The following is a 21113-nucleotide window of genomic DNA, read 5'->3' as shown; positions in this document are numbered from 1 at the left end:
CTCCAAGTCGCCGCCGGTGGAGATCATGGAACAGGCATCCCCGGTGCTCTACCGCCACTACGCCTTGCGTGAAGGCTCCGGCGGCGCCGGCAAGCATCGCGGCGGTTTCGGCCTCGCCTATGAGGTGGAAATCCTGCGCGGCGACGCCCGCGCTTCCTTCGTCATGGACCATGGCCGGTTCGGCCCGCAGGGCGCGCTTGGCGGCAAGGACGGCGCCGTCAACACGGTGACCGTCTTCCGCAACGGCGAGGAACACGTGCCGCCGCATTTGTCCAAAGAACAGGACATTGCGCTCAAGGCCGGCGACCGCGTGCGCGTCGGCACGCCGGGCGGCGGCGGCTATGGCGATCCGCTGCAGCGCGATGCCGATCTTGTGCTGCGCGACGTGGCGCTGGGGTACTACACATCAGAGGAAGCCACCGAAAAGTTTGGCGTTGTCCTCTCGGCCGGGGAGTTGGCCATCGACCAGATGGCCACCGACAAGCAGCGCGTCGGCTAACACATCACCGATCGCTCGCCTGGTCTGCTCGCCGCGCCGTGATCGCCGCAGCGCATGTCGTTTCCGTCTCCGCCGCGCGCCTGGAAGACCGTAGACTTCCCGCTTTCAACGGGGATCTCGAACATGCGTCTTTTCGGTCGTTTCGTGCTTGCCGCTTCCGTCGCCCTCACCCTTGCCACGGGTGCCGCCTCCGCCCAGGACAAAAAACTCAGGATCGGCACCGAAGGCGCTTATCCGCCCTTCAACTACGCCAGTGCCGACGGCACGCTGGGCGGCTTCGACATCGACTTGGGGAAGGCGCTGTGTGCCGAGATGAAGGCTGAGTGTGAGTTCAGCGTGCAGGATTTCGATGGTTCCATACCGGCGCTGCAGGCCGGCAAGTTCGACGCGATCATCAACATCACCATCACACCCGAGCGGGCCGAGAAGGTCGAGTTCACCCACAAATACTACCAGACGCCGCCGGCCATCGCCGTGCCGAAGGATTCGACCATCGCGGGCACGTCGCCTGAAGACCTGAAAGGCAAGGCGCTCGGCGTGCAGACCGCGACCATCCACCAGAAATTCGCCGACCAGAAATATGCAGGCTCGACGGTCAAGGCCTATCCGACGGGCGACGATGCCCGCACCGACATGGCCAATGGCCGCCTCGACGCGATCATGGACGGCTCGATCATCCTGACCGAGTGGTTGAAGAAGCCAGACGGCGCCTGCTGCAAGCTGCTCGGCACGCTGACCGCCGATCCGGCCATACACGGCCCCGGCGTCGGCATCGCGCTGCAAAAGGGCAACAAGGAACTGGCCGACAAGCTCAATGCGGCCATCGACGCGCTGCGCGCCAATGGCAAGTACAAGGAAATCAACGACAAGTATTTCTCGTTCGACGTCTACGGCAGCTGAGACCGTTTGGAAACTCTACTCTGGCGGCCATCTGAAGGCGTTTTCTGCGCTTCCGGTGCTCACGGACCTGAATGTCCGCTGCGCTCCGGTTCTCGAAACCACCATCATATGACTCGCCAGAGCGAATTTCGAAACGGTCTCTGGATCGCAATTCATGATGGAGACTTCCTTGGCTGAGCGGCGTTCCCCTTTCTACAGCAGCATCGTCGGGCTGGGCGCGACCATGGGTCGTGTCGGGGGCGATTTCATCTCGGCCAAAACCTATTCCGGCATTGCCGACGAGCACCTGAACACCCGCAAAAATGTCGGCGTGCAGGATCTCAGCACCATGGGCAAGATGGACATCAAGGGGCCGGACGCCGAGGCGCTGGTCAACCATGTCATCGTCAATAATGCCGCTGCCATGAAACCGGGCCAGGTCCGCTATTCCACGGTCTGCCGCGAGGATGGCGGCATCATGGACGACCTCACCGTGTTTCGGTTGGGTCCGGAGCACTTCATGCTGGTAACCGGCTCGGTCAACCGCCTGAAGATGCTGCCCTGGCTGTTGCATCACGCGCAGGGTCGCAAGGCCTATGTCACCGACATAACCGCAGCCATCGCCTTCCCGACCATCCAGGGTCCGCGCTCGCGCGAACTGTTGAAGGCGATGATCTCGGATGCCGATCTGGACGGGCTGAAACGCTGGTCGTTCACGTCAGGCCACATCAACGGCACGCGGGTGCTGATCTCGCGCACCGGGGTCACCGGTGAGCTCGGCTTCGAATTGTTCGTGCCGGCCGACGAGGCCGCTTCGGTCTGGGATGCGCTGATGCGGACCGGCCGGGACTTTGGCCTGAAACCCTATGGCGTGCTGGCAATGTTCACGCTGGGCCTGGAAAAGGCCTATCCGGCGCACGGCATCGACATGGACGAGAGCCGCACCCCGTTCCATGTCGGGCTCGACCGCTGGATCAAGTTCGACAAGGGCGATTTCGTCGGCCGGCAAGCTTTGCTCAAGGTCCGCGACAAGGGCCTCGACGAGCAATGGGTCGGCCTGATCCTCGACGGCGACAAACCGGCCGCCACCGATGCCAGGGTCCTGGCCGATGGCGAGGACGCCGGCATCGTCACCTACAGCGATCACGGCTATTCCCTGGGCAAGGTGCTGGCCACGGCGCACCTGCGGCTGCCTTTCACCGCGATTGGCACCGAACTCAGCATCGACATCGACGGCAGGCCGACCCGTGCGGTCGTGGCGCCGATACCGTTCTTCGATCCCGAGGGGGGGAGGTTGCGCGGCTAACTGGGCTTACCCTGGAAATCATTTTGGTCTCTCCTCAATGGTTATGATATTGTCTCGAAATGAAGTCTCCTAGCTCACGAGCCAGCCGTTCAGCCAAGACCGGCCAGTTCGTGCTGACCAGCGAGCGCGGCGAGAAAATCAGCGCCGTGGAAGGCATGGCCTTATCGCCTCGCATGGCGAAATTACTCGCCCTAGGCGTACGACACGGACTGTCCGGTGATGAGCGGCGTTCGCTCATCAAGGAAGAATCCGCAAGAAGAAATAGACGTTGGTCTACGCCGCTGAGTTCGATCCGCTGTGCTACCCCGGCACGACGGTGCTCATTAACCTGTTGGACATCCGCGACCAGGCTGAGCTTGATGAAGTCGAGCTCGCGCTGTTCCTGACTCGCGCTGACGAGCCATTGCCGGCAGGCGAACTCGACTACCGTCACTATCTCGGCCTGCACCGGCACCTGTTCCAGGATGTGTGGCTGGGCCGGTCAGCCGCGCACCATCCGCATCGGCAAGGCCGGCAATTGGTTCTGCTATCCCGAACACATCGCCACCGAGATGGCGCGGGTCTTTCGCGAACTCGGCAATCCCGACCGCTTAGCTCATCTCGACGGCACCAGCTTTGCGAAGCATCTGGCGCACATCGTCGCGGAGATCAACGCCGTGCATCCGTTTCGCGAAGGCAACGGCCGAACCCAGCTCACCTTCCTTGCGATGCTCGCCGAGCACGCGGGCCTGACATTCAATGACGACATCCTTGAACGGATCGCGTCATTCAAGCCATGATCGACAGTTTCAGCGGTTCAGAAGCGTCATTGCAAGCACTGATAGAAGACATCATCGCCTAGTTCGTCGGCCTAACAATCACCCCCGTCTATCCAGCCTCGCCACCAACCAATCCCCCACCCATTGGATGCCGCAGACCAGGATGATCAGCACGATGACCACTGCGATCATCACCGACGTCTCAAAACGCTGGTAGCCGTAGCGGATGGCGAGGTCGCCGAGGCCGCCGGCGCCGATCGCGCCGGCCATGGCTGACGCACCGATCAGCGTCACCAGCGTCACCGTGAAGCCGGCGACGATGCCGGGCAGGGCTTCTGGCACCAGCACCTCGCGGATGATCGTCCAGCGGTTGCCGCCCATGGCGCGCGCCGCCTCGATCAGCCCGCGATCGACTTCGCGCAGCGACACTTCGGCGATGCGCGCATAGTAGGGCGTGGCGGCGATCGACAGCGGCACGATGGCTGCCCATGTGCCGATCGAGGTGCCGACGATCAGCCGCGTCACCGGGATCAGCGCCACCAGAAGGATGATGAAGGGCACCGAGCGGAAGCCGTTGATGATGGCGCCGAGCGCCCGGTTCACCCAAAGGCTTTCGGCAATGCCGCCGCGTTCGGTAGCAATCAGCGCCAGGCCGAGCGGCAGGCCGAAGACCAGCGAGATGAGGCCGGAGGCGGCCGTCATCAGCACCGTCTCCCAGATCGAACGCAGCAGAAGTTCAAACAGGATTGGCGACATGGCCAAGCACCTCCACCCGCGCCTGGCGGGCCTTCAGGAATGTGATGATGTCAGCAAGATGATTTGCATCGCTGCCGGGAACCGAAAGGAACAGCGTGCCGACCGGCTGCTGCTGGATATGGTCGATGCCGCCATGGACGAGGCGGAAGGCGCCTGGAACAGCCGTGGCAAGGTCGGACAGCAATGGCCTGCTTGCCGCTTCGCCGGCCACATCCACGCGCAGGATCGTCTCCGGGCCGGCCGCCGGCAGCAGCCGGGCCGCCAGTTCGGCTGGCAGCTGCGGCCGGATGGCGCCGAGCAGGCTTTTGGTGATGTCTGATTGTGGGTCGGCAAACACCGACCAGACCGGCCCTTGCTCGACGATGCGTCCGGCGTCGATCACCGCCACGCGGTCGGCGATGGAACGGATCACCTCCATCTCATGGGTGATCAAAAGGATGGTCAGGCCAAGCTGCCGGTTGATGTCCTTGAGCAGTGCGAGGATGGAGCGCGTCGTCTCCGGATCGAGCGCCGAGGTGGCTTCGTCCGACAGGAGCAGCGCCGGGCGCGCGGCAAGCGCCCTGGCGATGCCGACCCGTTGCTTCTGGCCGCCCGACAGCGACGCCGGATAGGCCTTGGCTTTCTCCGACAGGCCGACGAGATCGAGCAGTTCGGCGGCGCGCTTCAGCCTCTCGGCTTTCGGCCGGCCCTCGATCTTCAGCGGCAGCGCCACATTGTCCTCGACGGTCTTGGCCGACAGCAGGTTGAAATGCTGGAAGATCATGCCGATGCGCCGCCGCAGCGGCTGCAGGTCGCGCTCGCCGAGCCGGCTGATCTCGCGGCCCTCGATGAACACCTCGCCGGAGTCAGGCCGTTCCAGCCCGTTCAGGCAGCGGATCAGCGTCGATTTGCCGGCGCCGCTGCGGCCGATGATACCGAGGATCTCGCCCTTGCGCACGGTCAGCGAAATGCCGTCGAGCGCCGCCGTCACACCGAAATGGCGCTTCAGGTCGACAAGGCGCACGACATCCTGAGATGCGTCGGGCCGGGTCTGGGTCGGATCGGCGGTCTTCCCGGATGCCGTGATATGCTGGTTCATGAATATTCCTGTTCCCGAAAACGCAATCGCGGCCCGCGCCTGAGCGCGGACCGCTGTTGCTCTCGAACCGGGCTTCCGGCCGAGGACCGGATCAATAGGCGCTGAGGCCGGTGCCCTTGTAGACCTTGTCGAACTCGGCCTTCACCGCCTCGTTCTGATAGGAAGCCACCAGCGTCTTCACCCAGGCCTCGTTCTCGTTACCGGTCTTCACCGCGATGAAGTTGCGGTAGGGATTGTCGGCGATAGGCTCCTGCGCGATGCGGTTTTCCGGCGACAGGCCGCTTTTCAGCGCCCAGTCGGTGTTGACTACGGCCGCATCGAGATCCTCGACCGAGCGGCCGACGATACCGGCGTCAAGTTCCTTGATCACCACCTTCTTCGCGTTCTCGGCGATGTCGGCGGTGGTGGCCAGAATGCCGGTGCCATCCCTGAGCTTGATCACGCCCTCGTTCTGCAGCACGCGCAGCGCCCGGCCTTCGTTGGAAGGGTCGTTCGGCACGCCAATGACCGCGCCCTCGGGCAGGTCGGCAACCTTGCTGAACTTCTTAGAGTAGAGGCCGATCGGCCAGACGCCGGTATAGCCGACACGGACGATGTGGTAGCCTTGCGTCTTGATCTGGTTGTCGAGATAGGGCTGGTGCTGGAAGGCGTTGGCGTCGATCTCGCCGCGCTCCAGCGCCTCGTTGGGCTGGGTGTAGTCGTTGAATACCACCGTCTCGATGGCAAGGCCCTTTTCGGCGGCTTGCGCGACGACGACGCGCCAGACGTCCTCGTCCTCGCCGCTGATGATGCCGACCTTGATCGCCTTCTTGTCCTCGGCAAACGACGCATGCGGTGCAATCAGGCTGCCGATCGCGACGACCGAGGCGAACAGCAGAGCAAGGCCACTGCGCCGGTTGACGGTTGACCCGGGGGAAGATGGCAAAGTGTTCTTGAAGTCAGTCATGATTGATCTCTGCGGTTGTGAAGTCATGGCAGCGAGGCGGATTGCCTAGCCTTGGTCGCATCCTCAGAAATTCTATCAAGTTTATCAAAGAACGCGTTTCGCCATTCTCGCCAAAGCCGGGAATATTCTCTCAAAATTTTCAAGAGCGTGAGCAAAAGCCGCCGCTTGACCGGCCGCAGCGGATCGCGGCGCTATCTTGCGCGCGTCTGGAGGTCGTCAGATTCTCAGAGAGCTCAGCGTGCCGTCAAAGCGCGATCCAGGCCGTCTTCAGTTCCAAATATTTCTCCAGCGCGTGCAGCGACTTGTCGCGGCCGAAGCCGGACTGCTTGACGCCGCCGAGCGGCACGGTGATGTCGGCGCCGCCATAGGTGTTGACGTGGACGACGCCGGCATTGATGGCGCGCACCATGCGATGCGCGGTGGAGAGATTGGCGGTCCACACCGCGGAGGCAAGCCCGTAGACGGTCGAATTGGCAAGCCGAACCGCCTCCTCCTCGGTCTCGAAGCGCATGACGCCGAGCACCGGCCCGAACACCTCCTCGCGGGCAAGCTGCATGTCCTGTGTCACATTCTCGAAGATCGTCGGCGCCATGTAGCTGCCTCCGGTCTCGGTCAGTATGCGCTCGCCGCCGGTGACCAACCGGGCGCCTTCTTCGGCGGCCTTGGCGACGAAGCCGAGGTTCTTGTCCAATTGCTCGGCGCTCGACACCGCGCCGACGTCGCTTGCGAGATCGAGCGGATCGCCGACCCTAAGCCGCGTGGTTGCCGAGAGAAGTTCGTCCATGAAGCGGTCATAGACCGACGCCTGGACGAGCAGGCGCGAGCCGGCGACGCACACCTGGCCGGAATTGCGGAAGATGCCGTTGGCAGAGACCACCGCCGCCTGTTTCAGGTCGGGGGCATCGGCAAAAACGATGTTGGGCGACTTGCCGCCGAGTTCGAGGAAGACACGCTTAAGGTTGGAACGGGCGGAATAGTCGAGCAGCCGCCGGCCGACCGGCCCGGAGCCGGTGAAGGCGATGGCGTCGACATCCATATGCAGACCGAGCGCCTCGCCGGTGACCGCGCCAAGCCCGGTGACGACGTTGAGCACACCGGCGGGCAAGCCGGCCTCGCTTGCCAGTTCGGCCAGCCGCAGCAGCGTCAGCGAGGCGATCTCCGGCGGCTTCACCACCACGCAATTGCCGGCGGCAAGTGCAGGCGCGATCTTCCAGGCACCGATCATCAGCGGGAAATTCCACGGCACGATGACGCCGACGACGCCGAGCGGCTCCTTGTGGATCAGTCCGAGCACATTCTCGGCCGTCGGCGCGATCTCGCCATAGACCTTGTCGATGGCCTCGGCATAGTAGCGGATGGTGCCTGCCGCCGACAGCGGTTCTGCCTTGTAGGCCATGCCGATCTCGGTGCCGTTGTCGCGCACACCGAGCACGGCGAGCTCATCGGCGTGTTTCTCGACCAGCTCGGCGAATTTCGTCAGCACCTTCTTGCGAAAGGCGGGTGCGGCGCGCGACCACGAACCCTTCACGAACGCCTTGCGCGCCGACTTCACGGCGCGGTCGATATCGGCGGCGTTGCCGTCGGCGATGCTGGCGAAAGGTCGGCCGTCGATCGGCGACGTCACCGGCAGGCTTGCGCCGCCTGTTGCCTCGACCTGCACGCCATCGATGAACAGGCCCTGCGCGCCGATCTCCGTCTTGCGCAGCGTTTCGATGGCATTCTGACTGATCATTGGTGACGGACTCCAAGGGAAACATGCAATGTGGTTGGCGCGCGGAATTCCCAGCCGCGAAACACCGGTTCCCTGCCCGGCACAAGGCTGAGATCGGGGAAGCGTTGGAGCAACAGCTTCACCGCAAGGCACATCTGCTCGCGTGCGAAGAACCGGCCCGAACAGAAATGATGGCCGAAGCCGAAGGCGGCATGGTTGCCTTCGTTGCGGTTGATGTCGAAGCGGTCGGGATCGGCAAAGCGACTCTCGTCGCGGCTTGCCGAAGCGACGAGGGCGGCGACGGCAGCGCCGGCCGGGATCGTCACGCCGCCAAGCTCGACTGCCCGCGTCGTCTGCCGCGTCTGCGTGCCGATCGGCGCCACCCAGCGCAGGCCCTCGTCGACCGCCCTCGGCACGAAAGTCTCGGGATCGGCGAGCACCTGCCGCAATTGCTCGGGATGAGCCAGCAGGCCGGCGAGGATCGAGCCGGCGCCATGTCCGGGCTCCTGCATGCCGCCAAGCAGGATGACCTTGATGCTCGGCATCAGAAAGTCGATCGGCCGCGTCGTGCCCTCCGGCATGCCGTCATGCAGCATATGCGACAGCGCCGAGTCATCTGGCTGGCGCGCAAGTCTTTCCAGCGTCGGCAGGATGGCGTCGCCGACCTCGGCACTGATTGCGTCGGCGATCTCCTGCCGTTTCGGATCGTTCTCGAAATTGATGGCGCCCTGGGCAAGGCCGTAGAACCAGCGGCGCAGCGTCGGCATATCGATGCCGGCAAGGCCGAGCGAGCGCGCCAGGCTGAGCGTCGACACCGGCTCGAAATAATCGGCCATCAGCTCGGCGGAGCCCTGGTTGACGATCCGGTCCAGAAAAGGTTCGGCAATCGACCGCACGAGGTCGCCGGCATAGGCGGCGACGGTGCGCGGCCGGTATTTCGGGTCGACGCCTTGGCGCAGTTGCTTGTGCGTCTCGCCATCGGTGGTCAGGATGGTCGGCTTGCCGAAGGAGACGCTCAACTGGTGACGAGCCGACGACGGCGGAGAAGATCTCGGGCGACTTGGCGACGCTCTCGACATCCTTCCAGCGGGTGACGAACCAAAGATTGACCGCCGGCACGAAAGCGACCGGCGCACTGCGCCTGAGCTCTGCATAGATCGGGTAGGGATCGGCTTCCAATGCCTCGACGGTGATATTTTCGGCAAAGCTCAAATCCGCCACTCCCCTTGTGGTGTAAGGGGCGGCGTGGCATGCCGCCCCTTTGCTTTTCTCAATCTTTCAGCGGCTGGCCGAGGTTTTTGAACGCGACCGGATCGCGGCTCTTCAGCGCGCTGGCCAGCAGCAGGCCGACGATCGCGGCGATCAGCACCAGCCCCGGCAGGAACACGCCAAGGAAACCGCCGGCTCCCGACAGGCTGCCGAAATTGATGACGATCAAATAGATGATGATGACGAAGGCGATGAAGGTCAGCCCGGGCAGGATGGTGGTCTTCAGCGCATTCTCGTGGGCCGCCGGGTTGGCGCGGAAGAACATCACCACGGCAAGCGATGCCACCGCCATCATCGCGATGACACCGAGCGTCGCGACATTGGTCAGCCACGAAAACAGCGCCAGCACCGGATCGAGGCCGAGCACGGCGAACAGGCCGACAACGACCGCGGCGAGCACGCTCTGGATGACGGAAGCGACATGTGGGCTCTGGTACACCGGATGCGTCACGCCGATCGTCTGCGGCAACAGCTTCTCGCGGCCCGAGACGTAGATGTAGCGCGCAACCGCATTGTGGAACGCCAGCACGCCGGCAAACAGGCTCGACACGAACAGGATGCTCATCGCCTGCGAAAGCATCGTGCCGGCGTAGCGGTCGGACAGGCCGAACAGGAAGGTCGTCGGATCCTGCAATCCCTGCAGCGTCGGCAGCAATTTGTCGACACCGGCGCCGACCGCCATCAGCCATGCCGTGAGCATGTAGAAGACGCCGATCAGCACGACCGAGAAATAGGTGGCGCGCGGAATGGTGACCTTTGGGTCGCGGGCTTCCTCGGCATAGATCGTCGTCGCCTCGAAACCGATGAAGGCGGCGAAGCAGAACAGGATGGCGATGGCCGGCGAGCCGCTGACGATCTGGCTCCAGCTGAATGGCGCCGCCGACAGGCCGCTATCGCCGCCGGTCTTGAGGATGGCGATATCGAGGATCAGCACCACAAGATATTCGCACAGCACCAGCACCGTCAGGATCTTGGCGGAGAGGTCGACCTGCCGATAGCCGAGCACGGCGACCAGCGCGATGGCGATGAAGCTCCACACCCACCAGGGCAGGTTGATGCCCCAGCCGGCGAACAGGCCGGCGGTTGCGGCGCCCAGCAGGCCCATGACGCCGATCTGCATGGCGTTGTAGGACAGGATGGCGAGCAGCGCCGTGGCGCCGCCGGCCATGCTGCCGAGGCCGCGTGCGGCATAGGCATAGAAGGCGCCGGCATTGCCGACATGGCGTGACATGGCGACATAGCCGACCGCGAACAAAAGCAGCAGCACGGTCACGATGAGATAGGTGCCGGCAAAGCCGGCGCCATTGCCCATCAGCATGCCAAGCGGCGTGCCGCCGGCGACTGCCGTGAGTGGGGCGGCCGCAGAAATCACCATGAAGGTGATGGCGCCGACGCCAAGACTGTTCTTGCGCAGCCTGTTGGCCGGCGCCTGTTCCGAGACTGCTGTCATTGATCCCTCCTGTTTGCAAACCCTTGAGTTCGCCGGCCGAATGGCCTGTCCCATGCACTCTGGTGGTTGGTTCATTATTTGAACCGTTATTTTGAATATAGACTTGCAAACAATGCTGATGCCTGTCAAGTTAATTCACACGTTAAATGATTGTCCCGAACCGGGAGGCAAATTTGAGTACGGTCGGAAAAGCGATCTCGCTTCTGGAGCTGTTCAACGTCGACGAGCCCGAGCTCGGCCTGTCCGATCTGGCGCGCCGCTCGGGCTTCGACAAGGCGACGACAAGGCGGCTGCTGGTAGCGCTGGCCGGCCGTGGTTTCGTCGAGCAGGATGCGGGTACGCGGCACTATCGCCTCGGCGCCGGCCTGTCGCGGCTGGCGCGCATCCGCGAGGCGCGCTTTCCCTTCCTGCAGACGGCCGTTCCGCTGGTGCGGGACCTGGCCGCATCGACGGCCGAGACCGTGCATTTGTCGGAATTCGGCGTCGACAGGCTGGTCACCGTCCACGTCGAGCATCCAGCATGGGCAAACCGGGTCAACATCGACATCGGTCAGTTGCTGCCTTTGCATTCGACCGCGTCGGGCATCGCCTATCTGGCCTTCGCCCGCGACGAGGCCGTCAAGGCGTGCCTGACGGGTTCGCTCGATGCCTTCACGGCCCATACGCTGATCGAGCCGGCCGCCATCTCAAGATCCATGGGCGAGGCGCGCGAGCGCGGCTATTCGATCTGCGACCAGGGCTATGAGGAAGGTGTGATCAGCGTCGCGGCGGCAATCCGCGGGGCGGATGGCTTTGCGCTCGGCACCATCGCGGTGGCGGCGCCAAAGGCCAGAACGACGGCGGCCGCGATCACGGAGCGGGGACTTGCCGTGAGGGCGGCGGCACGGGAGATTTCCATGCGCCTCAACGGTGAAAACCTGCAAACCCTGAGGAGGCAGGCCTGATGCCCTCGGAGACAGCACCCCGCATCCTGGTCATCGGCACGGGCGACACAAAGGCCGAAGAGCTGTTGTTCATGAAACAGTGCATCGAGCAGTCGGGCGGCAGCGCCGTGATGATGGATGTCAGCGTGCTGGGCGACCCGCCCTACAGCCCGGACCACGATAAGCACGCCGTGGCGCGGGCGGTGGATGTGACGATCGCCGAGATCGTTTCGAGTGGTGACGAGAACACCGCCATGACGCTGATGGCCGGCGGCGCCGTGCAACTGGTGCGCAAGCTCCATCAAAACGGCGAGATCGACGCCTTCATCGCCATCGGCGGTTCGATGGGAACCGATCTGGCGCTCGACGTGGCGCTTTGCCTGCCGCTCGGCGTGCCGAAATTCGTCGTCTCGACCATCGCCTATTCGCACCTCATCCCACCCGAGCGCGTCGCGCCCGACCTGATGATGATCCTCTGGGCGGGCGGGCTGTACGGCCTCAACTCGATCTGCAGGCTGGTCCTGTCACAGGCCTGTGGTGCGGTCGTCGGCGCGGCCAGGATCGTGCTGGAGACTCGCATGTCGGCTCCGGCAATCGGGCCGACCATCGGCATGACCTCGCTCGGCAGCAGCTGCCTGCGCTACATGAAGACGCTGAAGCCGGCGCTGGAACAGCGCGGCTATGACGTTGCCGTCTTCCACACCACCGGAATGGGCGGCCGTGCCTTCGAATCGATTGCCGGTCAGGACCATTTTTGCGCGGTGTTCGACTTCAGCCTGCAGGAGATCACCAACCATCTCGCGGGCTCAGTCGTCAGTTCCGGCGCCGACCGGCTGGAGAATGCCGGTGCCCGCGGCATTCCGCAGATCGCAGCACCCGGCGCGGTCGACATGGTCGACCTGCCGACCTGGCAGGATTTGCCGGCTAAATTCTCGAAGCGGCCGTTTCACGCCCATAACAGGCTGATCGCTTCGATCACCGTCGATGCCGACGATCGCCGCCAGGTCGCCAGGACCATCGCCGCCAAGCTCGGTGCCGCCAGAGGCCGCTCCGCCTTCATCCTGCCGTCCCAGGGCATCCAGGAATGGGACGTGGAGGGCGAGCCGCTCTATGAGCCGGAAGCCCTGGCCGCCTTCACTGACGAAATTCGCAAGGTCATTCCCGCCGGCGTCGAGTTCCACGAGATCGACGCTCACATCAACAGCGACGACTTCGTCGGCAAGGCGCTCGAGATCTTCGACCGCTGGGTCGAGGAAGGCATCGTCCCGCGCGGCAAGCCGGCCGAGGGAGTGGCGGCGTGAGTGCTGTTCCCGCCCAGGCGCTTGTCCTCGATTTCGGCGGCGTCGTCACCCGCACGCTGTTCGAGACCCACGCCTTGACCGAACAGGCGCTCGGCCTCGCGCCGGGGACGCTGCAATGGCGCGGGCCGTTCGATCCGGGCAGCGATCCGCTGTGGCGCGCCATGCAGGCCGACGAGATCAGCGAGCGTGACTATTGGCGCACACGCACAAGCGAGGTCGGCCGTCTGGTGGGCGAGGACTGGCAGGCGATGGAGACCTTCGTCCGGCGCGCGCGAGGGGCCGAGCCGGAAAAGGTGGTGCGGCCGGAGGCTGACAGCACCATTCGCACGGTGCATGCCGCCGGTTTTCGACTGGCCATCCTGTCCAATGAACTCGACCTGTTCTACGGCGCCGACTTCCGCCAGCGGCTGCCGTTGCTCGGCCTGTTCGATGTTATCATCGACGCCACTTACACCGGCATCCTCAAGCCCGATCCGCGTGCCTATGCCTTCGTCACCGAGGCGCTCGGCGTGCCGGCCGGCGCTTGCGTCTTCGTCGACGACCAGCGGCGCAATGTCGATGGCGGCTGTGCTGCCGGCATGCGCACGGTGCATTTCGACGTCGCCCGCCCGGCTCATTCCTATGCCGAGGCCCTCGGCCATTTCGACCTCGTCCCAGTTGCCTGAGATTTTTGCGGAGTCCATTATGCGCGACATCAATTTTCTCACCGAAACCAACGCCAAGCCGATCTGGCATCCGATGGCGCATCCGGCCGAGATGCGGGCCAACCCGCCAAAGGTGATCATGAAAGGCGAGGGTGTGATGGTCACCGACATCGCCGGCAACACCGTGCTCGACGCCGTCGGCGGCCTGTGGAACGTCAATCTCGGCTACAGCTGCGACCCGATCAAGAAAGCGATCGCCGACCAGCTTGGCGCGCTGCCCTATTATTCCGGCTTTCGCGGCACCTCGACCGGCCCGTCGATCGAGCTCGCCTACGAACTCTGCGAATGGTTCGAGCCAGAAGGCATGGTGCGGACGTTTTTCACTTCGGGCGGCTCGGATTCGGTCGAAACGGCACTTCGGCTGGCGCGGCAGTACTGGAAGATCCGTGGCCAGGCCGACCGCACCAAATTCATCGCCTTGAAGAAAGGCTATCACGGCACGCATTTCGGCGGCGCGTCGGTCAACGGCAATGCCAATTTCCGCCGCAACTACGAGCCGCTGCTGCCGGGCGTCTTCCACATTCCCGCGCCCTGGACCTTCCGCAACCCGTTCGACGAGACCGACCCAGTGCGGCTGGCAAAACTCTGCGCCAGGGCGCTGGAGGACGAAATCGCCTTCCAGGGCGGCGATACCATCGCCGCGTTCATCATGGAGCCGGTTCTCGGCGCCGGCGGCGTTATTGTTCCGCATGAGAGCTTCATGCCGCAGGTGCGCGAGATCTGCGACCGCCACGAGATCCTTTTGATCGCCGATGAGGTTGTCACCGGCTTCGGCCGCACCGGCGCATGGTCGGGTTCGCGTCTGTCCGGCGTGAAGCCCGATTTCATGACCATCGCCAAGGCGATCACTTCGGGTTATTTCCCGCTCGGCGCCACTTTGATCGGCGCCAAGGTCGCCGATGTCTTCGAGGCCGACAAGACCAGCTTCGGCGCCATCGGCCATGGCTATACCTATTCCGGCCATCCTGTCGGCTGTGCCGCGGGTCTGGCGGCGCTTGCCGAGACCAAACGGCTGCGCCTGAACGAGAACGCGGCCGCGCGTGGTGTCGAACTCGCAGCCGTGCTGGAGGGGCTGAAGGCGAAGCATGCGATCGTCGGCGATGTCCGGTACAAGGGCCTGATGGCGGCGCTGGAGCTGGTCTCGGACCGCGCGACGAAAAAGCCCGCCGACAAGAAGACCATGGCATTGGTTTCGGAGGCGGCCTACGAGGCCGGCGTCATGCTGCGCGTCTCCGGTAACGCCATCATCCTGTCGCCGCCGCTTATCGTCAGCGCCGCGGATGTCGCGAGGATCGGCGAAGCATTGGATGCAGGCCTGTCGAAGGTCTGACGGTTTATTGGAGAGAACGGAGTTTCGAGACGCAATGACTCAACCGCAAGAAGCGCTGGTTAGCCGGCGCTCGCGCCTGCTCGGTGCGAAATCGCAATTGTTCTATGACGAGCCCGTGCACCTGGTGCGCGGCGAAGGCGTCTGGCTCTACGATGCCGACGGCCGCAAATATCTCGACGCGTACAACAATGTCGCCCATGTCGGCCACTGCCAGCCCTATGTGGTCGAGGCCGGCCCGAAAATCTCCTCCTGCGCGATGCGCATGCCGTTGGTCACGTTGGTGAACAGGGTCGGGCCGACATAACTGCCGCCTCCCGGCCCTTCGACCTTGCCGCCGCCGACGGCCAGCGTCGCCCCCTCCGACCTGCCGATGTCGATATAGGACAGCACCTTCTTTTCATGCACCGGATGAATCAGCGGCCCGACCACCGTTTTCGGATCGAGCGGGTGGCCGACGACGATGCGCTTCGCCCTCTCCGCGACTTTGGCGGTGAAGCTTTCATAGATCGAGGCTTCGACCAGAAGCCGCGACGACGAGGTGCAGCGCTCGCCATTCAGCGAATAGATCATGAATACGGCGGCGTCGGCGGCGCGCTCGAGATCGGCGTCGGCAAAGACGATCACAGGGTTCTTGCCGCCAAGCTCGAAATGCACGCGCTTCAGCGTGCCGGCGCCTTGCTTCATGATCATCGAACCGGTGCGGCTTTCGCCGACAAAACCGATCGCCTTGATGTCGGGATGCTCGGTCAGCGCCTTGCCGGCGTCTTCACCAAGGCCGTTGACCAGGTTCCATACGCCTTTCGGCAGGCCGGCCTCCTCGGCGATCTCGACCAGCAGGCGGGCGGTCAGCGGCGAGAATTCAGCCGGCTTATGAACCACGGTGCAGCCGGCCGCCAGCGCTGGCGCAATCTTCCACGTCGACAGCATGAACGGTGTGTTCCACGGCGTGATGATGCCGACCGGGCCGATCGGCACCCGCGTCGTCATATTGACCTGGCCTGTCGTACGCAGTGTCTCGCCGTCGCGCGCTTCGGGCGCGCGGTCGGCGAAGAAACGGAAATTCTCGGCACCGCGCAGCGCTGCCTTGGCCATGAACTTCAGCGCCTGGCCGGTATCCATGCATTCGACAAAAGCGATCTCCTCGGCGCGCGCTTCGATTGCGTCGGCGATTTTGTGCAGCAGCTTCTTGCGTGCCTCGCCAGGCATGGCCGCCCAGGCTGGGAACGCCGCCTTCGCCGCCTTGGCGGCGCGGTCGATGTCGGCGGCGCCGCCGCGCGCGACGCTTGCCAGCGGCTTGAGGTCGACCGGCGACAGCGTTTCGAACGTCGCGCCATCGAGGGCCGGCACCGCCTCGCCGCCGATCTGGTTCAAAACGCCATCGCGCTTGAAGCGGGCCAGATAGGCCTCGGCCTGGTTCAGTTTGCCTTGCAGGTCGGACATGTCGGGTTCCGTCACTTGCCGCGCAGCCGCGGGTGGATTGCGTTTTTCTTCCAGCTGAGCACCGGGTCGATTTCCCGGATTTCGAGCGACAGGGCGAAATGCGGGGTCTCGAACAGGGTGGCAAGGTATTCGCTCACCGCCGCGAAGACAGCCTCGCCGGTCCGCTTCTTCTCTTCCGGGCTGCGGCCGGTGCCGATGCGAAACGACATGTCGAGAAAAGCGTTTTCCGGCAGGCTGTCGGCCATCGCGTAGGCCTCGGCGCGAAAGGCCCGCACCCGCACGGCGCCGGTCTCGAACAGCCCGGTGTCCAGCACTGTGCGCAACACCAGCGCGCACAATTCGTCCATATCGACCTTGGCATCGAGATTGGCCGAATACTCGATGGAGAAGTGAGGCACGGCGCTTCGTTTCCCTGGGTTATTGCTTTGTTGTAGTTAACGCGTTAATTACATGCGGCATCCGCGAAGTCAAGTCTTGCATCGGCCTTGGCGCAACGATACGGGATGGCAGGAACGGGCCCCGGCAGGCGGATTCGACCGAGGGAAGGCCTGTTTCGATCGCAAGCGTGGGAGGCTCTTTTTTGCTGCCTGAAAACACCCGTCGTTCCCTGCCGATGGCGCTGCTTCATGCCCGCGAAGCGGTGATGGCGCGGTTTCGGCCGATGCTTGCGGCGCATGACGTGACCGAACAGCAATGGCGCGTGCTGCGTGTGCTCAGCGAAGCCGGCCCGGTCGAGGCGACGGAACTTGCCGATCGCGCCTCGGTTTTGCCGCCCAGCCTGACGCGCATCATCAAGGCGCTCGAGAGACGCAAATTCATCACCCGCAACAAGGCCGAAGGCGACGGCCGCCGCGTCGTGCTGACCATTGCGCCTGCCGGCTCCGCCCTGATCGACGCCCTGTCGCCCGAGCGTCGCGTCATCTATGACGACATCGAACAGCGTTTTGGGCATGAGAAGCTGGAGCAGCTCCTCGACCTCTTGGAGAGCTTGATCGACGGCGAGAGCTGAGCGGTCCTGGCCGTTTCGTCCAGGCTCACCCGCCAAAGCTGCCCAACCGTGTCGGCTGCGTATAATTCCGGTCGACATAGAGCAGGGCCGAGCCGCCGCTGCCGTGCCGGACATCGATGACGCGGCCGATCATGACATTGTGCGTGCCGACGACATGCACGGTCTCGATCTCGCAATCGAAGTTGACGATCGCATCCGACAGCGCCGGCGTGCCGGAGGTCAGCGTCTGCCAGCGCGCCGAGGCGTAGCGCGCCTCCATGTCCCTGGTCGCGCCGGCGAACTTTCCCGCCAGATGCATGTGGTCATGCGTCAGCACGTTGACGCAGAAGCGCCGGTTGGACAGGAACATGGCGGCCTGGGTCGAGCGCCCGTTCATGCACACGAGCAGCGTCGGCGGCTCGTCCGAGACGCTGCACATGGCGGTGGCGGTGAAGCCGCCGCGTCCTGCCGGCCCGTCTGTGGTGACGATGTTGACCGGCGCGCAGACCCTCGCCATGGCGTCGCGGAAATCGGCTTTCGAAATCTGCGTGGCCATGTGATTTCACTCGGCCGTTGAGACAAGCGGATGGAACCAGGTATCGCCGGTCCAGCCATTCTCGTCATAATCGGCCATGCAGGTGTCGACCAGCTCTTCCATCGCCTTCAGCCGCCCGCCGCGCTCGGCGCCTTTCAGCACCTGCAGCCGTACCTCTTCCGGCGCACCGGCATAGTTGAGCTCATAGAGCGCGTGGCGGCCGCCGAACTCGGTGCCGGTCGCATCCCACAACAGCTTCATGATCTTGATGCGTTCGATGTGGCCCATATCGTTGGAGCCGCGCACATATTGCGACAGATATTTGTCGATCTCGGGGTTGTTGAAGTCGCGCACCGACGACGGCAGGTAGATCAGCCCCGAGGCGATCACCCGGCGCACGGTGTCGATGACGCGCGGATAGGCTTCCGACATGAAGGTGCGGTAGGCAAGCGCGGCTTCCAGGTTGGGCAGGACGGCGCCATTCGCCCATGGGATCGGGTTGTAGGCCATGGCGTTGGAAAAGCTCCAGAACATGTGCCTGAGCGCAATGACCTCGCCCAGTGCCGCCTGGTTGCCGCGGAAAGCATCGCCGCCGGTGGCGCGCAGCGCCTTGGCCAGCAGGCCGGCGAGAAAGTCGAGCTTGACGGCGAAACGCGTGCAGCCCTGGAAGCAGTAGCCATGCATGAAGCCGGAGGCCGGATGGAAGGACAGGATTTTTTGCGCATCGCGCAGCACCAGCACGTCCTCCCAGGGGATGAAGACATTGTCGAGCACCAGGATCGCGTCGTTCTCGTCGAAGCGCGACGACAGCGGATAGTCGAAGGGTGCCGCCACCGTGTTGGCCGTCTGCTCGTAGGAGACGCGGCAGAACATCTTTATCCCCGGCGCATTCATCGGCACGATGAACATCACCGACAGCGACGGATCCTCGGTCACCGTCGCCGACCCTTGCGCCAGGAAATTGTAGTGCGTCAGCGCCGAGGACGTCGCCACCACCTTGGCGCCGGACACGTAGATGCCGGCGTCCGTCTCCCTGGTGATGTGGACGAAGACATCCTTCACCTGTTCGGCCGGCTTGTGGCGGTCGATCGGCGGGTTGACGATGGCGTGGTTCATGAACAACGCGGCTTCCTGCGCGCGTTTGTGCCAGGACAGGGCATTGTCCTTGAACGGCCCGTACCAGTCGGCATTGGCGCCGAGCGTGTTCATCAGCGCCGCCTTGTAGTCGGGCGTGCGGCCCATCCAGCCATAGGACATGCGCGACCACTCCGCGATCGCCGCCTGCTGGGCAACAAGCTCGGCGGAAGACTTGGCAACGCGGAAATATTTGTGGGTGTAGCCGCCCGAGCCGGTGTCGGTTGGTGACGTCAGCGCGTCCCGCCGCTTTGGATCATGCAGGGCGTCGTAGAGGCGCGCCAGCGACCGCGCCGAATTGCGCATCGCCGGATGCGTGGTGACGTCGGCAATGCGTTCGCCGTTGATATAGACCTCGCGGCCATCGCGCAGGCTCTCCAGATACTCGGCCCCGGTGAACGGGCGTGCCTTATCAGTGCGGAAGTCTTCTGATCGCATGATGGTCCTCCTCTTAAGCCGTAACCCTAGCGCCCTGGACATCGATCGGTTATGGACGGAACGGCAAAACCGATTGGACTTTTTCCGGCGTCATGAGCCAGAGATCCATCCCCGACTTCTTCGTCTATGGCGAGCCGGTGCGGCCGCTCGATGTCGGTTTTCTGCATGTCGAGACGGTGCTTGCGCGCGGCAATATCCATCTTGGTGAGGTCGCCGCGCACAAGCACCCGCAGATGGGTCAGATCACCTTCTGGACCAGCGGCTCCGGTACCGATCCTGGGACTTTTCGGCGCCTGCCGTGAGTTTCGTGCCGAGCACTATCGTGCACGGCTTCTCGATCGGCCCCGGCACCGACGCCATCGTCGTCTCGGTCGCCGACGGCGCGCTTGCGGCCATCGCGGCTCACAGCCTGCTGCCGCTGGACCGGCCGGTCTTTGCCGACGGCATGCCGCAGCACGCAGCGTGGGCCAGATTGGCGGCGGTGCTGGAGATGATCGCCGCCGAATACGCCGAGGCGCAAGCCGGCAAAGACAGGGTCCTGCAGGCGCTGATCGCCGTCGCGCTCTCCCACATCGCGCGCCTCAGTCCCGAGACAAAGGATGCCACGGCGTCTTCTGATGCCTCACTGGCGTTGGGGCTGCGCCGGCTCGCCGATGCGCATTTCCGCGACAACTGGCCTGTTGATCGCTACGTCGAGGCGCTGGCCACGACGCCGCATCTTCTCGACAAGGCCAGCCGCGCGGTGCTGGGCAGCGGCGTCAAACGCGTCGTCAGTGAGCGACGGCTGCTGGAGGCCAAGCGGCTGCTGTTGTTCACCGTACGCACGGTCGAGGACATCGCCTACGAGATCGGCTTCGACGATCCGGCGTATTTTTCACGATTCTTTCGCGCGCGGGTCGGCGAAGCGCCCGCGTCCTGGCGGCGGAAACAGTTGCAGGGTCATTGATGGGTGACCATGGATGCGGACCTTGGCGCGCCGTTCCGGCGCGAGCCCGCTTCCGCCAGGGCGTTGGCTTCCCGACCGGCCATGATGCAGCCACAGCCACTTTTTCGTGAAGCTGAACGGGTTGATCCGCTCGCCTGTCTGCCTAGGTAGAAAGGAGCGGCGGGCGCCACGCAAAATCTGACAATCGGGCAAATCTGACAGTCGGCATGATATTTTCCTGCATTCGAAAGCTTGGCCTCGCTGCTCTCTGTGTCGGCATCCAGTCTTCCTGCGTCGTTCCTGACGATACGTCGCGTATCGCCAAGATTGATCCAACGGCGGCGGCTGCCCGCAAGGAGATGGTCGGCCTCAGCGAAGCCGATGTTCGAATGTGCGCCGGGTTTCCGACCGCCACCGCCGACGCCGGCCAATCGGGCCAGATCTGGACCTACAAGCGCATCGTCCAGCGCGGCAATCTCAGCATTGTGGTTCCGACGTTGGCGGTCGGCGCGATCCCGGCGGTCGGCGGCTCCGTCAATGTCGCTCCCGGCGGCTATTGCGATACGCAAATTCGCATGGTCGATGGCCGTGTCGCCGAAGTTGCCTATGCCGGCGACAACAATTTGCCGAACAGGCGCGACGCGCTTTGTGTCAGCACGGTGGACGCTTGTGTGACCTATGCTCGCCAACACGGCCAGAGGCCGGCGGCCAAATAGCCGGCGGCAGCGAAACGGCGATGGCAG

Annotated in this window: 20 protein-coding genes and 3 pseudogenes; 12 read left to right on the top strand and 11 right to left on the bottom strand. The window is 64.0% G+C overall.

Annotated features, from left to right (window positions below; translation table 11 throughout):
* The 3 genes from EN955_RS07275 to EN955_RS07265 form a co-directional block, all read left to right on the top strand.
* A partial coding sequence (locus EN955_RS07275; RefSeq protein WP_206523748.1) for a hydantoinase B/oxoprolinase family protein occupies positions 1–499 on the top strand: 499 nt, incomplete at its 5' end.
* A gap of 123 nt (positions 500–622) precedes the next feature.
* Positions 623–1399, top strand: coding sequence for an ABC transporter substrate-binding protein (locus tag EN955_RS07270; protein ID WP_013528561.1), 777 nt, complete (start codon positions 623–625; stop codon positions 1397–1399).
* Positions 1400–1553: 154 nt separating this feature from the next.
* Positions 1554–2684 carry an aminomethyltransferase family protein gene (locus EN955_RS07265; protein ID WP_013528560.1) on the top strand — a complete coding sequence of 377 codons (1131 nt, stop codon included), beginning with the start codon at positions 1554–1556 and terminating at the stop codon, positions 2682–2684.
* A gap of 34 nt (positions 2685–2718) precedes the next feature.
* Here the strand turns inward: EN955_RS07265 and EN955_RS35285 are convergent, their stop codons facing one another.
* Positions 2719–3132 (bottom strand): hypothetical protein, encoded by a 414-nt coding sequence (locus EN955_RS35285; protein ID WP_245265303.1) that lies wholly within the window; start codon positions 3130–3132, stop codon positions 2719–2721.
* A 16-nt stretch (positions 3133–3148) separates the two neighbouring features.
* Here EN955_RS35285 and EN955_RS35955 point away from each other — a divergent pair, with 16 nt between their 5' ends.
* Positions 3149–3463: a Fic family protein gene (locus tag EN955_RS35955; protein WP_338048502.1), complete on the top strand. Its 315-nt coding sequence runs from the start codon at positions 3149–3151 to the stop codon at positions 3461–3463.
* A gap of 78 nt (positions 3464–3541) precedes the next feature.
* Here EN955_RS35955 and EN955_RS07255 read toward each other — a convergent pair whose 3' ends face one another.
* The 6 genes from EN955_RS07255 to EN955_RS07230 form a co-directional block, all read right to left on the bottom strand.
* A complete protein-coding gene (locus EN955_RS07255) occupies positions 3542–4198 on the bottom strand; it encodes a methionine ABC transporter permease (protein ID WP_013528559.1) in 657 nt (218 codons plus the stop codon).
* Positions 4179–5276 (bottom strand): methionine ABC transporter ATP-binding protein, encoded by a 1098-nt coding sequence (locus EN955_RS07250; protein ID WP_013528558.1) that lies wholly within the window; start codon positions 5274–5276, stop codon positions 4179–4181. Before EN955_RS07250 ends, EN955_RS07255 begins: the two co-directional genes overlap by 20 nt.
* Before the next feature lie 91 nt (positions 5277–5367).
* Positions 5368–6222, bottom strand: coding sequence for a MetQ/NlpA family lipoprotein (locus tag EN955_RS07245; protein ID WP_013528557.1), 855 nt, complete (start codon positions 6220–6222; stop codon positions 5368–5370).
* 244 nt (positions 6223–6466) lie between these two features.
* Positions 6467–7954: an aldehyde dehydrogenase gene (locus tag EN955_RS07240; RefSeq protein ID WP_024502136.1), complete on the bottom strand. Its 1488-nt coding sequence runs from the start codon at positions 7952–7954 to the stop codon at positions 6467–6469.
* Positions 7951–8952 carry a cytochrome P450 gene (locus EN955_RS07235; protein WP_245265298.1) on the bottom strand — a complete coding sequence of 334 codons (1002 nt, stop codon included), beginning with the start codon at positions 8950–8952 and terminating at the stop codon, positions 7951–7953. Before EN955_RS07235 ends, EN955_RS07240 begins: the two co-directional genes overlap by 4 nt.
* A gap of 251 nt (positions 8953–9203) precedes the next feature.
* Positions 9204–10652, bottom strand: coding sequence for an APC family permease (locus EN955_RS07230; RefSeq protein WP_024502135.1), 1449 nt, complete (start codon positions 10650–10652; stop codon positions 9204–9206).
* Positions 10653–10825: 173 nt separating this feature from the next.
* Between EN955_RS07230 and EN955_RS07225 the strand changes: the two genes are divergently transcribed.
* The 5 genes and pseudogenes from EN955_RS07225 to EN955_RS07205 all read left to right on the top strand — a co-directional run.
* Positions 10826–11596 carry an IclR family transcriptional regulator gene (locus tag EN955_RS07225; protein WP_024502134.1) on the top strand — a complete coding sequence of 257 codons (771 nt, stop codon included), beginning with the start codon at positions 10826–10828 and terminating at the stop codon, positions 11594–11596.
* A complete protein-coding gene (locus tag EN955_RS07220) occupies positions 11596–12876 on the top strand; it encodes a Tm-1-like ATP-binding domain-containing protein (protein ID WP_024502133.1) in 1281 nt (426 codons plus the stop codon). Before EN955_RS07225 ends, EN955_RS07220 begins: the two co-directional genes overlap by 1 nt.
* Complete coding sequence (locus EN955_RS07215) at positions 12873–13541, top strand: HAD-IA family hydrolase (protein WP_024502132.1); 669 nt, start codon at positions 12873–12875, stop codon at positions 13539–13541. Before EN955_RS07220 ends, EN955_RS07215 begins: the two co-directional genes overlap by 4 nt.
* A gap of 19 nt (positions 13542–13560) precedes the next feature.
* Entirely contained in the window at positions 13561–14910 is a 1350-nt protein-coding gene (locus EN955_RS07210; RefSeq protein WP_024502131.1) for an aminotransferase class III-fold pyridoxal phosphate-dependent enzyme, read from the top strand.
* Positions 14911–14944: 34 nt separating this feature from the next.
* Positions 14945–15142, top strand: a pseudogene (locus EN955_RS07205) (aspartate aminotransferase family protein); the annotation flags it as partial.
* Here EN955_RS07205 and EN955_RS07200 read toward each other — a convergent pair.
* Both EN955_RS07200 and EN955_RS07195 read right to left on the bottom strand, forming a co-directional pair.
* A pseudogene (locus tag EN955_RS07200) lies at positions 15142–16350 on the bottom strand (aldehyde dehydrogenase family protein); the annotation flags it as partial. The pseudogenes EN955_RS07205 and EN955_RS07200 overlap by 1 nt on opposite strands.
* An 11-nt stretch (positions 16351–16361) precedes the next feature.
* A complete protein-coding gene (locus EN955_RS07195) occupies positions 16362–16748 on the bottom strand; it encodes a 5-carboxymethyl-2-hydroxymuconate Delta-isomerase (protein ID WP_024502128.1) in 387 nt (128 codons plus the stop codon).
* A gap of 215 nt (positions 16749–16963) precedes the next feature.
* Here EN955_RS07195 and hpaR point away from each other — a divergent pair, with 215 nt between their 5' ends.
* On the top strand, positions 16964–17359 hold the full coding sequence (hpaR, locus tag EN955_RS07190; RefSeq protein WP_245265301.1) for a homoprotocatechuate degradation operon regulator HpaR: 396 nt from the start codon (positions 16964–16966) through the stop codon (positions 17357–17359).
* A 25-nt stretch (positions 17360–17384) separates the two neighbouring features.
* Here the strand turns inward: hpaR and EN955_RS07185 are convergent, their stop codons facing one another.
* Together EN955_RS07185 and EN955_RS07180 are read right to left on the bottom strand one after the other, a co-directional pair.
* Positions 17385–17894, bottom strand: coding sequence for a flavin reductase (locus EN955_RS07185; protein WP_013528541.1), 510 nt, complete (start codon positions 17892–17894; stop codon positions 17385–17387).
* A 6-nt stretch (positions 17895–17900) separates the two neighbouring features.
* Complete coding sequence (locus tag EN955_RS07180; RefSeq protein WP_024502126.1) at positions 17901–19445, bottom strand: 4-hydroxyphenylacetate 3-hydroxylase N-terminal domain-containing protein; 1545 nt, start codon at positions 19443–19445, stop codon at positions 17901–17903.
* A 92-nt stretch (positions 19446–19537) separates the two neighbouring features.
* On the opposite strand from EN955_RS07180, the pseudogene EN955_RS07175 reads away from it, so the two are divergent.
* Together EN955_RS07175 and EN955_RS07170 are read left to right on the top strand one after the other, a co-directional pair.
* Positions 19538–20391: pseudogene (locus EN955_RS07175) on the top strand (helix-turn-helix domain-containing protein).
* Between the two features lie 206 nt (positions 20392–20597).
* The gene (locus EN955_RS07170) at positions 20598–21086 is read left to right on the top strand and encodes a hypothetical protein (protein WP_024502125.1); all 489 of its coding nucleotides are present in this window, start codon (positions 20598–20600) and stop codon (positions 21084–21086) included.
* Positions 21087–21113: the final 27 nt, after the last annotated feature.

It is taken from the genome of Mesorhizobium sp. M7A.F.Ca.CA.001.04.2.1 (genome assembly GCF_003998485.1).
Classification (GTDB): Bacteria; Pseudomonadota; Alphaproteobacteria; order Rhizobiales; family Rhizobiaceae; genus Mesorhizobium; species Mesorhizobium ciceri.
This window is presented reverse-complemented; position numbering and strand designations above follow the sequence as displayed.

Bases quoted from the DNA above. Each gene is read 5' to 3' on its own strand.
- EN955_RS07270 (WP_013528561.1), top strand. From the start codon at position 623: ATGCGTCTTTTCGGTCGTTTCGTGCTTGCCGCTTCCGTCGCCCTCACC.
- EN955_RS07265 (WP_013528560.1), top strand. From the start codon at position 1,554: ATGATGGAGACTTCCTTGGCTGAGCGGCGTTCCCCTTTCTACAGCAGC.
- EN955_RS35955 (WP_338048502.1), top strand. From the start codon at position 3,149: ATGTGTGGCTGGGCCGGTCAGCCGCGCACCATCCGCATCGGCAAGGCC.
- EN955_RS07255 (WP_013528559.1), bottom strand. From the start codon at position 4,198: ATGTCGCCAATCCTGTTTGAACTTCTGCTGCGTTCGATCTGGGAGACG.
- EN955_RS07250 (WP_013528558.1), bottom strand. From the start codon at position 5,276: ATGAACCAGCATATCACGGCATCCGGGAAGACCGCCGATCCGACCCAG.
- EN955_RS07245 (WP_013528557.1), bottom strand. From the start codon at position 6,222: ATGACTGACTTCAAGAACACTTTGCCATCTTCCCCCGGGTCAACCGTC.
- EN955_RS07240 (WP_024502136.1), bottom strand. From the start codon at position 7,954: ATGATCAGTCAGAATGCCATCGAAACGCTGCGCAAGACGGAGATCGGC.
- EN955_RS07230 (WP_024502135.1), bottom strand. From the start codon at position 10,652: ATGACAGCAGTCTCGGAACAGGCGCCGGCCAACAGGCTGCGCAAGAAC.
- EN955_RS07220 (WP_024502133.1), top strand. From the start codon at position 11,596: ATGCCCTCGGAGACAGCACCCCGCATCCTGGTCATCGGCACGGGCGAC.
- EN955_RS07210 (WP_024502131.1), top strand. From the start codon at position 13,561: ATGCGCGACATCAATTTTCTCACCGAAACCAACGCCAAGCCGATCTGG.
- hpaR (WP_245265301.1), top strand. From the start codon at position 16,964: ATGGCGCTGCTTCATGCCCGCGAAGCGGTGATGGCGCGGTTTCGGCCG.
- EN955_RS07185 (WP_013528541.1), bottom strand. From the start codon at position 17,894: ATGGCCACGCAGATTTCGAAAGCCGATTTCCGCGACGCCATGGCGAGG.
- EN955_RS07180 (WP_024502126.1), bottom strand. From the start codon at position 19,445: ATGCGATCAGAAGACTTCCGCACTGATAAGGCACGCCCGTTCACCGGG.
- EN955_RS07170 (WP_024502125.1), top strand. From the start codon at position 20,598: ATGATATTTTCCTGCATTCGAAAGCTTGGCCTCGCTGCTCTCTGTGTC.